Below are 11,837 nucleotides of genomic sequence, written 5' to 3'. Positions count from 1 at the left end.
TTCAATCGATGTCGAGGATGGAGCCGACCGAGCGCTGGAGTTCTTCGACAAGATCGGGGTCCATGTATTTGTATTCATCGGGGATGTCGAGCACATGGATCGGCTTGCCTTCCAGCATCCGCGTGAACTCGGCCACGAGCCGCGACTTGTGCTTTTCTTCCATCACGAGGATCACGTCGGCCCATTCGATGTCGTCGAAGGAGACCCTGTGTCGCGCATTCGGGCTGGTGCCGGCCGAGCGCGCAGCGATCTGTGGATGCCGGCGCCAGAGTTGTTCCGCCGTGGGGCTGCGCCATTGGTTGCGGCTGCAGATGAAGAGGACGTTGCGCGCAGGGATGGTCATCGGCGCGGAGGATAGCTCAGGCCTCCGCGAGGCGACTCCATTCGATGCCGTGCTTCGCCAGGTACTTGCGGAGGCGGTCCGCATCGTTCACCACGCTGCGTTGTTCGCGTGATGCCTGGAAGAGCTGGCGCCCCGCATCTGACAAGCTGCGCGCCTGCCTGCACACCCGCACCACCGCTTCGAGCTGCAGCCGGTCGAACAGATCGAGCGCAGCCACTCGCTCTTCGCCCAGCAACGCATCCAGATCCACATCGCCACTGACCGTCGCCGCCGGCCCGCCGCGCTTCCACAACCACCGCAACCGCGCAATCTCAGCCTCGACCAGCGCCACCGGAATGCGCCCACCATCCGCCAGCGTCGCGAGCCGCGTCACGCTCGCCGACAGGTCGCGGAAGTTCCCGCTCCAGATCGCCTCGCCGCTCTGCGCAAAGCGCAGGTACGCCGCTCGCGCTTCGGCGTTGAAGCGCACCACGCGATGGTTCTCGGCCGCGTGAATGGCCAGCAGGTGATCGACATTCGGCTCGATGTCTTCGGGCCGTTGCGCGAGGCCGGGGAGGTCATACGTCCAGAGGTTGATCCGCGCGAACAGGTCTTCGCGGAACCGTCCTTCGGCCACATCGCTGCGCAGGTCGCGGTTGGTGCCGGCGATCAGCTGGAAGTCGCTCTCCACTTCCTTGTCCGCCCCCACGGGGAAGAAGCGCTTCTCTTCGATGGCCTTCAACAGCATGGCCTGCTCGTCGGGTCCGAGCTCGCCGATCTCGTCGAGGAACAGCGCACCCTGGTTCGCAGTGCGCAGCAGGCCGGGGCGATCGCTCGCGGCGCCGGTGAACGATCCCTTCTTGTGGCCGAACAAGGTGGAAGCCGCGCCGTCGCCGCGGAGCGTGGCGCAGTTCACCTCGACGAACGGCCCGGTCATCTGGTGCCGTGCCTGCTTCAGCTCGAACATGCGCCGCGCGAGGAACGACTTGCCCGCGCCGGTCGGCCCGACCAGCAAGATCGGCGCGCGCGAACGCACGGCCACGCGCTCGATCTCGTCGATCAGCGCGTTGAAGCGTGCGTTGCGCGTGGCGATGCCGCTCTTGAGGAATGCGACCGCGTCGCGCTGCTCCGCATCGAAGCGCCGCGCGATCACGTCGTAGCGCGAGAGGTCCAGGTCGATCAGCGTGCACTTGCCGGCCTCGCCCTCGCGCTGCTTCTTCGGCGGCGAGGTCTGCGCAAGCACGCCCGGCACCACGCGAGATTCCGACAGCAGGAACATGCAGATCTGCGCGACGTGCGTGCCGGTGGTGATGTGCGTCCAGTACTGCTCGCGCTCTGTGTCGAAGGGATAGGCGCGTGCCCAGTCGTAAAGGCGCGTGTAGACCTCGCCGAAGTCCCATGGGTCTTCGAGGTCGAGCGGCACGAGGTTGACGGTGGTCTCGGGCGACACGCTGGCGATGTCGGCCTTCACCACCTCCGCCAGCGCCTTGTGGCGCAGCGTGTAGAGCAGCTCCATGCGCGCGACGACCATGTCCTCGTGCTGCGCGAGCGAGACGGTGGGACGCCACTTGTTCCAGCGGCCCGCGCCCTGGCCGGCATCGAGCTGGGTGCCTAGGAAGCCGATGACGACGATAGGTTTCTTCATTGAATTGGATAAAAGGCTATCCAAAATTATAAGAAAACTATATTCAAACCAAGAAAAATCTTGTCGATTGAGGCCATTGATTCGAAAAAATGCTAATCGAATCAATAACTTGAGAGATTTCTCCAGAAAGCTAGTCTGTGTTGGCACACCCGTTGCAATAAGGATCACACATTCAAGAAACGAACGAACAAAAAGAACCCCACAAGGAGAAGTCACATGGCCAACCTTCAACTCTTCCAGACCCAGCGCAGCGCGCTGCTGCCTTCGGCCAATGCGCTCAACGAGGCGGGTGGCGTGGCTTACGCGCTGTCGCCCAAGCACCTGCTGGCGCAACTCGCCGCGACCGGTTGCCTGAACAACACCTTCTACGCACAAGCGCAGGACCAACTCGACGCCGTGCTGGCCCTGGCCCGCGAAGTCGATCCGGTGTTCGTCGCCAGGACGGCCGTGTACGCACGCCGCGCCGGCCACATGAAGGACATGCCCGCGCTGTTGGCCGCGACGCTGGCGGTGCGCGACGTGTCGCTGCTCGCCAAGGTGTTTGGCCGCGTGGTGGACAACGGCAAGATGCTGCGCAACTTCGTGCAGATGCTGCGTTCGGGTGCCGTGGGCCGCAAGTCGCTCGGTACGCGTCCGAAGAAGCTCGTGCAGCAATGGCTGCTCGAAGCGTCCGAGGCGCAACTGCTGAACGCCTCGGTGGGCAACACGCCTTCGCTGGCCGACGTGGTGAAGATGGTCCACCCCAAGCCCGCCGAAGCATGGCGCGCCGCGTGGTTCGCATGGCTGATCGATCGTCCGTATGCGCTGGAGGCGCTGCCTCCGGTGACGCAGGCTTTCGAACGCTTCAAGCGCGATCGTTCGCTCGAGGTGCCTGATGTGCCGTTCCAGATGCTGACCGCGCTGGAGCTGGACGCCCAGGCCTGGGCGCAGATCGCCCAACGTGGATCGTGGCAGATGGTGCGTCAGAACCTGAACACCTTTGCGCGTCACGGCGTGTTCGAACTGCCTGGCCTTGCCGACGCAGTGGCCGCCAAGCTGCGTGACCCGCAGGCCGTGGCCAAGGCGCGTGTGCTGCCGTACCAGCTGATGGCGGCCTTCAACGCCACCGGCGCCGAGGTGCCGCATGTGGTGAAGGAAGCGCTGCAGGACGCGATGGAACTCGCGCTGGCCAATGTGCCGGTGTTCGAGGGCCGCGTGGTGGTGTGCCCCGACGTGTCGGGCTCGATGAGCTCGCCGGTGACGGGTCACCGCGGTACGGCGACCACTTCGGTGCGTTGCATCGACGTGGCTGCGCTGGTCGCTGCCGCCGTGCTCCGCCGCAATGCGGATGCGCGTGTGCTGCCCTTCGAGACGAAGGTGGTGTCGCTCCAGCTGAATCCGCGTGATTCGGTGATGACCAACGCGGCCAAGCTGGCGGCGGTGGGCGGTGGCGGTACCTCGTGCAGCGCGCCGCTGGCATTGCTGAACAAGGAGAAGGCCAAGGCCGATCTGGTGGTGCTGGTGTCGGACAACGAATCGTGGGCCGACCGTGCACGTGGCCGTGGCACTGCAACGATGCAGGAATGGGCGGCGTTCAAGGAGCGCAACCCGAAGGCGCGGCTGGTGTGCATCGACATCCAGCCCTATGCGACCACCCAGGCGCAGGAGCGCGACGATGTGCTGAACATCGGCGGCTTCAGCGACGAAGTGTTCAAGCTGCTGGCGGTGTATGCCGCGGGTGGCCTGGGCGCCGACCACTGGGTGGGTGTGATCGAAGAGACTTCGATCTGAAAGAAATGTGAGAGGGTGTCGTGGGCTTCGGCCTGCGGCACCCGATCCGAAAAAGAAATTGAACGTCGTCGTTCGGCGAATGCAGATGCGAGTACATCCAACCATGTTTCTCCTCGCATCGATTGTTGGTCGCCGAACGGGGATGAAAGTTGTTGTGCGAATGCAGGCAGGACTACATCTGGTTTGACCAGGATTCGAATCCCGGCGCCGGTTCTCCGGCGTGGTCTACGTCTTGCCATCCTGGTCGCACTGTTTTTTGCAGCGAATGCTGACGGAACTACAGCCTCCAACGCTCGTGGTCGCGGGTTCGAATCCCGTCGGTCGAAAGACCGTAGCTCAGTGGTAGAGCACGAACGTTTCGTCGAATTTTGTCGCTGCTTTTTTGTATGGTCAGGGAGGTTGGTGTTTCCCTTGCGAATGTTGATGGAACTACAGGTGTCGCGGGTTCGAATCCCGTCCGCTTCCGAAAAAGGGACGCGGTAGCTCAGCAGGTAGAGCGGTTTCATCTCCTTCTTGTCGCATGGAAAACGCTTTGATGTTTGTGAGGTGAATGCAGGCGGGTTTACAGGTAAGAGCGTCATGGTCCTGGCCATGAAGGTCCCGGGTTCAATCCTCGGTCTGCTTCGGCAGGTAGCTCAGTAAACAACCCGTCGCTCCTCGTCACCTCTTTTTTGCTTTGGGCCGCCGTGTCCGCCAGTCAGTCAGTCAGTCAGATAAAGAACAGAGAGAGAAAAATGGAACAGAACTACAAACTGCATGAAGTAGCCAACGGCGTCCCCGTGAAGATGTGGACGAACGGCGTGCCCGTGGAAGACGAGGCGCAAAAGCAGCTCGAGAACGCCGCGCGCCTGCCCATCGTGTTCAAGCACATCGCGGCCATGCCCGACGTGCACTACGGCATCGGCGCGACCGTGGGTTCGGTGATCCCGACCTTCAAGGCCATCATCCCCGCCGCCGTCGGCGTGGACATCGGCTGCGGAATGATGGCCTGCAAGACCACGCTCAACGCGCGCGACCTGCCCGACAACCTGGGCCCGCTGCGTTCGGCGATCGAGAAGGCCGTGCCGCACGGATCGAACCCCAAGCGCATGGGCCGCGACAAGGGCTCGTGGGAAACGCCGCCCGATGAAACCGACGCCGCCTGGGCCACGCTGGTGGAAGAGTTCGACCTGATCTGCGAGGACTACCCGCGCATCAAGAACACGAACAACCACAAGCACCTGGGAACGCTGGGTACCGGCAACCACTTCATCGAGGTGTGCCTTGATGAAGCGGGCGCCGTGTGGTTCATGCTGCACTCGGGTTCGCGTGGCGTGGGTAACGCCATCGGCACGCACTTCATCGAACTTGCGAAGAAGGATGCCGAGCTGCATCAGCGCAACCTGCCCGACCAGGACCTGGCGTACTTCGAGGAAGGCGCCCAGTACTTCGGTGACTACGTGCGCGCGGTGGGCTGGGCCCAGAAGTTCGCGCGTGCGAATCGCGAAGTGATGATGCAGCGCGTGGTCGCGGCCGCGCGCAAGGTGATCACCAAGCCTTTCGAGGCGCATGTGGAAGCGGTGAACTGCCACCACAACTACGTGAGCCGCGAGACGCACTTCGGCGAAGACGTGCTCGTGACCCGCAAGGGCGCCGTGAGCGCGAAGGCCGGTGAACTCGGGATCATCCCCGGCAGCATGGGAGCCAAGAGCTACATCGTGCGCGGAAAGGGAAACCCCGAGAGCTTCATGAGCTGCAGCCACGGCGCCGGTCGAAAGATGAGCCGTACGAAGGCGAAGAAGCTCTTCACCGTCGCCGACCAGATCGCCGCGACCGAAGGGGTGGAATGCCGCAAGGACGCCGATGTGATCGACGAGATTCCGATGGCCTACAAGGACATCGACGCGGTAATGGAGGCGCAGAAGGACCTGGTAGAGGTGGTTTACACGCTCAAGCAGGTGGTTTGCGTGAAAGGTTAGACAACGGCCGTTGGCGTGTGCCTCGGCCGGTAGTTGGAGAAACAAGGCCATGAAAAGCAACAAGCAACGCCGCGCCGAGATCAAGGCGCATCGCCTCGGACGCGCTGCGCGCCGCGAGGCGCAGATGCGTGCGCCCGACCGGTCGCGCGATCTGCTCCTGCGCTCGACCGGCATGGAGCCGGCCGATCTCGGCGTGCTGGGTCTCTACAACAACACGTACGGGCCGTTGCCCGGTCACTACCTCGACCGCGCCTTCTCCTGCCGCGATTGCGGTGCAGAGGAAGTCTGGACTGCCAAGCAGCAGAAGTGGTGGCACGAGATCGTTCATGGAAGCATCGAGAGCCGCGCGGTGCGCTGCCTCGCGTGCAGGCGTGCACGCCGTGCGGCGCTGGCTCCATCTCGCGAAGGCGAGGGAGCGAATCGGCTCGGCGAAATGTCCGAGCGGCTGCGCGGTCTTGCCGGTTCAGCACCGACAGAGGCATCGCGTGCCGAGGTGGATGCCGCTCTGGAAAGCAAGTGGTGGAGCCTGCGCGTGCTGGCCATTGCTGCGCTGGGTCGCTGGGGTACGGCCGCCGACATCGCGCGCCTGTGCGCTTTCGTCGATGCCCCCCGGTCTCGGTGGGATCTCTGGCGGATCGAAGGTGCTGGCGCGGCGGTGAAGGCGTTGGAGGGATGCTTGCGTCATCCAGAGGACGATGGTTGGGCGATCGAGGTTTGCCTGAGCGGCCACGGAGGTCCGTGGAGCTGGCGAGAGTTCTTCAGCGAGATCCCGGCCAATCGGATAGCAGCGTGCGCCAAGGAAGAGTTCGCGCGCCGCGACGGCGATGCGGATCGCCTGCTGCGTCTCCTGGCGCTGATGCACTGCATCGGCCGGGCGCCACCGCCCACGCAGATGGGCATCGTGCGTGCGCATGCGTCCAAGGATGTGCGGCTGTGGACGCGGCACTTCCCGTCGGAGGTGGCATGAGCACGTCTTCGCATTGGGAAGTGCCGCTTTCGTCGCACGAGGAGGCCGAGGTGGCCGCATTGCGCGAGACGCTGCAGAGCGTCGGCTCGGGCTTCGAGTTCGCTGTATATGGTGTCGCTGCCGATGTCGACAACGTCGGCGAAGCGCACCATCGTGCAGCCCTGCGTCTCTTGTGCGATGACATCGCCGCGTTCGCCGAGCGCTACCGGCAGAGCGTGATCGCGCGCGATCCTTCGCTTGCTGCAAAGCTGACCACGAGCCTTGCGTTCGATGTCGACGCCGCACGCGCCACGCCGCTCGATGCGTCGGCGGTGATCGCCGCCGAAAGCTTCGCGCCGATGCACCGCGTCGTGTACACACGCGATCTCGCAGAGGTCTCGTGGTTCGAATGGTTCTGCCAAGCCTTTGGCGATCCGCCGTACACGCTGCATGTTGCCGATGAAGCCGAGCGGGCCTCACTGTTCCCGCGCTTCTGCCGATGCACGGGGCTGCTGCCAGGCGAGGACATCGTCGTACTCGATTGGGTCGGCGACCCGGAGCGCGAACCCGAACGCAGCTCCTGGAGCGATTACTTCGACGACGGCAAGGAGTGGTGGGGCATCTGGTGCTTTACCGTGTGGAATCCGCGCCGACGCACCTTGGCCGTCGCGATAGCGAGCCAGACAGACTGACCGATTGACTGACCGACTGACCGACTGACCGACTGACAAAACGACAAACAACAACGAGATTTCGAATCATGCAGAAAGAAGAACAAAAGGAATTCCTCCGCTCCGCCCACCCCATCGACCCCGCCATGCGCGAGGAGATCATGGCCAACCTGCGCGACATCGAAGCGCGCCACGACGTCACCGTCCTCTTCGCCTGCGAATCCGGCAGCCGCGGCTGGGGCTTCGCTTCGCCCGACAGCGACTACGACGTGCGCTTCATCTACGTGAACCGTCTGCCGTGGTATCTCACGGTGACGCCGCGGCGCGACGTGATCGAAGTGCCGATCAGCGGCGACCTCGACATCAACGGCTGGGACCTGCGCAAGGCGCTGGGCCTGATGCGCGAGTCGAACCCGACGCTGCTGGAGTGGCTGCGCTCCCCCATCGTGTACCGCGACGACGCGGTGGCGATGCTGCGTTTTCGCGCGCTTTCGGAGGCGGTGTTTTCGAACGCGCGCGCGTGGCATCACTACAGCTCGATGGCGAAGAAGAACTTCCGCGAGCACCTGCAGGCCGACGAGGTGCGCTACAAGAAATACCTCTACGTGCTGCGCCCGCTGCTGGCCGCGCGTTGGATACGCACGCAGCCCGGCGTGCCGCCGATGCGCTTCGCCGATCTGGCGCAGCACACGCTCGACGCGGTGCGCGATGCTGCGCTGATCGACGAGATCAACGCGCTGCTCGAAGTGAAGATGCGCGCCGGCGAAGCCGCGACCAGCCCGCGCTGGCCCGGCATCCATGCGTTCATCGAAGCCGAGCTCGCGGCCAATGCCGCGGAGCCGATCACGCCGCTGCCGCAGGCCGAAGAGGCAGGGCTCGATGCGTTTCTTTGCGAGACGGTGTTGCGCTTCGATGCGCCCGCGCCGTCCATCGCACAGGAAGGAGGCCGCGCATGATCGAACTCGACGGTTCCCAAGGCGAGGGCGGCGGCCAGATCCTGCGCACCAGCCTCGCGCTGTCGGTGGTGACAGGTCAGCCGCTCGCCATCGAGAAGATCCGCGCGGGCCGCGCCAAGCCCGGCCTGATGCGCCAGCACCTTGCGTGCGTGAAAGCTGCGGCCGAGATCAGCGGCGCGCAGGTCGAAGGCGCGGAGCTCGGTTCGCAATCGCTGCGCTTCGTGCCCGGCCCGGTGCGCGCGGGCGACTACCGCTTTGCGATCGCCAGCGCAGGCAGCTGCATGCTGGTGTTGCAGACCGTGCTGCCACCGCTGCTGTTGGCTGGCGCGCCGAGCACGGTGCATCTGAGCGGTGGCACGCACAACCCGATGGCGCCGCCGTTCCATTTTCTGGAGCGCGCCTTCGCGCCGCTGGTGCGGCGTCTCGGTGCCGACTTGCAACTGACACTGCGCCGCTGCGGTTTTTATCCGGCGGGTGGCGGCGAGGTCGAGGCGACCATCGTGCCCGCTGCGGGCGCGCTGCAGCCCTTCGACCTGATGGCGCGCGGCGCGCAGCAGTCGAGCTACGCGGAATGCCTGGCGCCGGGTCTGCCGCGCCATGTGCCGACGCGCGAGCTCGACACGCTGGGTGGCGCGATGGGCTGGTCCGGCGAGCAACTGCGCTTCGGTACCGCGCGGCAGAACGAAGGCCCGGGCAATGCGTTGATCGCCACGCTGGCCTATGAAAACGTCACCGAGGTGTTCACGGCATTCGGCGAGAAGACACTCAGCGCCGAGCAGGTGGCGCATGGCCTGGTGAAGGAACTTCGTTCGTTCCAGAAGAGCGAAGCGGCCGTCGGCCCGCACCTGGCCGACCAGCTCGCGTTGCTGCTGGCGTTGGCGGCGTGGCAGAGCCGCAAGCCCGCCGCATTCACCTGCAGCGAGGTGACGGAGCACACGCGCACCAACTGCGCGGTGATCGAGCGCTTCCTGCCGGTGCGCTTCGCGATCACCGAGAGCCGCGCGGCCTCGACGGTGCAGGTCTCACCGGCCTGATGGAAAAGGAAGACGTCCGCTCGCTCAGGCGAGCGGCGTCGCGTTGGCGTACAGGCGCAGCAGCATCGCGCGAAGCATCTTCACCTCGGCCGCGCTGAAGTCCGAAGTCGCCACCGCTTCGTAGTGCTGCGCGAGCGGGATCAGCTCGCAGGTCAGCGCCAGGCCGCGTTCGGTCAATGCAATACGCACGGCGCGCTTGTCGTTGTCGCATTTCTCGCGCGCCATCAATTCATGTTCCACCAGCCGGTCGACGATGCGCGAGAGCGCCGACAGGTCGGTGGAAGCGTGCGTTGCCAGTTCCGACAACGTCTGCCGCGGCGTGTGCTGCAGCGATGCGCACACGCGCCATTCGCTCAGGCTGAGCCCGTAGGGCTTCAGCGCCTTCGCAAAGGCATTGCCCATGCGGGCCCCGGCGCGCGCCAGCAGGAACGGGATGGCCTTTTCGAGGTCGTGATCTTGTGGAAGGGTTTTCATCTAGACGTGCTTGATTATTCAAGTATATAGTCCGCCGCAATTGCTTGAATAATCAAGCAAAAACGGAGGCGATCATGAATCTGGAACCCACGCGCCGAGGCGCCATCGCGGCGATGCTTTCTATTCTCTCGGTGGCACCGTTGGCCCATGCGCAGGGCGCGGCCGTCAAGTGGCCGACGCAGGCCGTGCGCTTTGTCGTGCCGTTCCCCGCAGGGTCGGCGCCCGACGTGCTGATCCGCCACGTGGGCGCCAAGCTCGGCGAGAAGTGGGGCCAGGGCGTGATCGTCGACAACAAGCCCGGCGGCAGCGGCGTGATCGGCATGAACGCGATCCTCGCGGCGCACAGTGACGGCTACACCTTCGGGTTCGTGCAGGGCTCGGCCATTTCCGTCGCGCCGAGCACGATCAAGGGCGTGACCTACGACTTCAACCGCGACTTCGTGCCGGTCACGCTCGCGGCCGTCGCGCCCTTCATGCTCGCCGTGCCGGCGAACTCTCCCTACAAGACGCTGGCCGACTTCATCGCCGCCGCGCGTGCCAGGCCGCAGGGCATCGAGGTGGCCGACAACGGTCGCGGCACCGCACCGCACTTGGCCTCCGCGCTGCTCGGCTTGCAATCCGGCGCGCAGTTCCTCGAAGTGCACTACCCCGGTGGCGCGCAGGCTATGCAAGCGACGCTCGGAGGGCAGACCCAGATGATGGTCGAGACCTACAACGTGGTTGCGGGCAATGTGCAGGGCGGCCGCATGCGCGTGCTGGCCAGCATGGGCGACCGCGTCGAGGCCGGGCTCGAATCGTTCCCGCTCGCGAGCAAGACGGTGCCCGGCGCGGTGGCGCACGGCTGGTTCGCGGTGATCGCGAAGAAGGGCGTCGACCCGCTGGTGCTCGCCAAGCTCAACAAGGACATGAACGAGGCGCTGCTGCTGCCCGACGTGATCGCCAAGTCGCGCGAGCTCGGAACCTACCCGCGCCCCGGCACCCCCGAACAACTGGCGCGCTACATCGCCGACGACCGCAAGACCTGGCAGGACGTGCTGGACAAGCTCAACATCAAACCGGAGTGATTTGCCCATGACCCATATGGCCCCCATGAAAAACAAGATCGCCCTCGAAGAGCATTTCGCGATCGACCTCACGATCGCCGACTCGCAGGTCTACGCCCGCCCCGAGGTGTGGCAGGGACTCAAGAGCAACCTGCTCGATTTCGAGCAGCAGCGCCTCGCGCAGATGGACGAGTGGGGCACCGAGTTCTCGATCCTCTCGCTCAACTCGCCGGCGGTGCAGGGCATTCCCGATGCGAAGCGCGCCATCGAAGTGGCGCAGCGCGCCAACGACGTGCTGGCCGAGCAGATCAAGCGTCACCCCACGCGCTTCGGCGGATTCGCCGCATTGCCGATGCAGGACCCCGAAGCCGCCGCGCGCGAGCTGGAGCGCTGCGTGAACCAGCTGGGCTTTCACGGCTTCCTGGTCAACGGCTTCTCGCAGGTTGGCGACGAGAACACGGTCGTCTACTACGACGACGCGCGCTTCAACGATTTCTGGACCGCCGCCGCCGCGCTGAAGAAGCCGTTCTACATGCACCCGCGCGATCCGCTGCTGGCGCGCGAACCGATCTACGACGGCGCGCACTGGCTCACCGGCCCGACCTGGGCCTTCGCGATGGAGACGGCCATCCATGCGCTGCGCCTCATGTCCAGCGGCATGTTCGACCGCCATCCGGCGCTGCAGATGATCCTCGGTCATTTCGGCGAAGGCATTCCATTCAACATCTGGCGCGTCGACCACATCCTGCGCAAGGGCCGCCGCGGCATGCCCTGCGACAAGGAGATCGGGGACTATCTGCGCAGCAACGTGCACATCACCACCAGCGGCAACTTCCGCACACCGACGCTGCTCTCGACGATGCTTGAGGTGGGCTCGGACCGCATCATGTACTCGGTCGACTACCCGTTCGAGAAGCACGAGGATGCGGCCCGCTGGTTCGACACCTGCGAGATCAGCGAGAACGATCGCCAGAAGATCGGCCGCGACAACGCCCGCAAGCTCTTTGGCTTGAAGTGA

Annotated in this window: 11 protein-coding genes; 8 read left to right on the top strand and 3 right to left on the bottom strand. The window is 64.8% G+C overall.

What is annotated here, in order from left to right; genetic code table 11:
* Position 1 precedes the first annotated feature (1 nt).
* Positions 2-343, bottom strand: coding sequence for a low molecular weight protein tyrosine phosphatase family protein (locus QF040_RS19350; protein WP_429612406.1), 342 nt, complete (start codon positions 341-343; stop codon positions 2-4).
* 16 nt (positions 344-359) lie between these two features.
* Entirely contained in the window at positions 360-1,967 is a 1,608-nt protein-coding gene (rtcR, locus tag QF040_RS19345; RefSeq protein WP_429612405.1) for an RNA repair transcriptional activator RtcR, read from the bottom strand.
* A 216-nt stretch (positions 1,968-2,183) separates the two neighbouring features.
* Between rtcR and QF040_RS19340 the strand changes: the two genes are divergently transcribed.
* From QF040_RS19340 to rtcA, 6 genes are all read left to right on the top strand, one after another.
* Positions 2,184-3,737 (top strand): vWA domain-containing protein, encoded by a 1,554-nt coding sequence (locus QF040_RS19340; protein WP_429612404.1) that lies wholly within the window; start codon positions 2,184-2,186, stop codon positions 3,735-3,737.
* A 734-nt stretch (positions 3,738-4,471) separates the two neighbouring features.
* The gene (locus QF040_RS19335) at positions 4,472-5,695 is read left to right on the top strand and encodes an RtcB family protein (RefSeq protein WP_429612403.1); all 1,224 of its coding nucleotides are present in this window, start codon (positions 4,472-4,474) and stop codon (positions 5,693-5,695) included.
* A 49-nt stretch (positions 5,696-5,744) separates the two neighbouring features.
* On the top strand, positions 5,745-6,662 hold the full coding sequence (locus QF040_RS19330; protein ID WP_429612402.1) for a zinc-ribbon domain containing protein: 918 nt from the start codon (positions 5,745-5,747) through the stop codon (positions 6,660-6,662).
* Positions 6,659-7,333, top strand: a complete 675-nt coding sequence (locus QF040_RS19325) for a hypothetical protein (protein ID WP_429612401.1) — start codon at positions 6,659-6,661, stop codon at positions 7,331-7,333. The genes QF040_RS19330 and QF040_RS19325 overlap by 4 nt, the downstream gene beginning before the upstream one ends.
* A 68-nt stretch (positions 7,334-7,401) precedes the next feature.
* Positions 7,402-8,268, top strand: a complete 867-nt coding sequence (locus QF040_RS19320; RefSeq protein ID WP_429612400.1) for a nucleotidyltransferase domain-containing protein — start codon at positions 7,402-7,404, stop codon at positions 8,266-8,268.
* On the top strand, positions 8,265-9,302 hold the full coding sequence (gene rtcA / locus QF040_RS19315) for an RNA 3'-terminal phosphate cyclase (protein WP_429612399.1): 1,038 nt from the start codon (positions 8,265-8,267) through the stop codon (positions 9,300-9,302). The genes QF040_RS19320 and rtcA overlap by 4 nt, the downstream gene beginning before the upstream one ends.
* Before the next feature lie 24 nt (positions 9,303-9,326).
* Here rtcA and QF040_RS19310 read toward each other — a convergent pair whose 3' ends face one another.
* Entirely contained in the window at positions 9,327-9,776 is a 450-nt protein-coding gene (locus QF040_RS19310) for a MarR family winged helix-turn-helix transcriptional regulator (RefSeq protein WP_306882706.1), read from the bottom strand.
* A gap of 74 nt (positions 9,777-9,850) precedes the next feature.
* Here QF040_RS19310 and QF040_RS19305 point away from each other — a divergent pair, with 74 nt between their 5' ends.
* Both QF040_RS19305 and QF040_RS19300 read left to right on the top strand, forming a co-directional pair.
* Positions 9,851-10,840, top strand: coding sequence for a Bug family tripartite tricarboxylate transporter substrate binding protein (locus QF040_RS19305; RefSeq protein WP_429612398.1), 990 nt, complete (start codon positions 9,851-9,853; stop codon positions 10,838-10,840).
* 25 nt (positions 10,841-10,865) lie between these two features.
* Positions 10,866-11,837: an amidohydrolase family protein gene (locus QF040_RS19300; protein WP_429612397.1), complete on the top strand. Its 972-nt coding sequence runs from the start codon at positions 10,866-10,868 to the stop codon at positions 11,835-11,837.

This window comes from Variovorax sp. W2I14, assembly GCF_050435205.1.
Lineage (GTDB): Bacteria > Pseudomonadota > Gammaproteobacteria > Burkholderiales > Burkholderiaceae_C > Variovorax > Variovorax paradoxus_C.
This window is presented reverse-complemented; position numbering and strand designations above follow the sequence as displayed.

Coding starts and splice junctions, on each gene's coding strand:
- QF040_RS19340 (WP_429612404.1), top strand. CDS start 2,184: ATGGCCAACCTTCAACTCTTCCAGACCCAGCGCAGCGCGCTGCTGCCT.
- QF040_RS19310 (WP_306882706.1), bottom strand. CDS start 9,776: ATGAAAACCCTTCCACAAGATCACGACCTCGAAAAGGCCATCCCGTTC.
- QF040_RS19305 (WP_429612398.1), top strand. CDS start 9,851: ATGAATCTGGAACCCACGCGCCGAGGCGCCATCGCGGCGATGCTTTCT.
- QF040_RS19320 (WP_429612400.1), top strand. CDS start 7,402: ATGCAGAAAGAAGAACAAAAGGAATTCCTCCGCTCCGCCCACCCCATC.
- QF040_RS19330 (WP_429612402.1), top strand. CDS start 5,745: ATGAAAAGCAACAAGCAACGCCGCGCCGAGATCAAGGCGCATCGCCTC.
- QF040_RS19350 (WP_429612406.1), bottom strand. CDS start 343: ATGACCATCCCTGCGCGCAACGTCCTCTTCATCTGCAGCCGCAACCAA.
- QF040_RS19300 (WP_429612397.1), top strand. CDS start 10,866: ATGAAAAACAAGATCGCCCTCGAAGAGCATTTCGCGATCGACCTCACG.
- rtcA (WP_429612399.1), top strand. CDS start 8,265: ATGATCGAACTCGACGGTTCCCAAGGCGAGGGCGGCGGCCAGATCCTG.
- QF040_RS19325 (WP_429612401.1), top strand. CDS start 6,659: ATGAGCACGTCTTCGCATTGGGAAGTGCCGCTTTCGTCGCACGAGGAG.
- QF040_RS19335 (WP_429612403.1), top strand. CDS start 4,472: ATGGAACAGAACTACAAACTGCATGAAGTAGCCAACGGCGTCCCCGTG.
- rtcR (WP_429612405.1), bottom strand. CDS start 1,967: ATGAAGAAACCTATCGTCGTCATCGGCTTCCTAGGCACCCAGCTCGAT.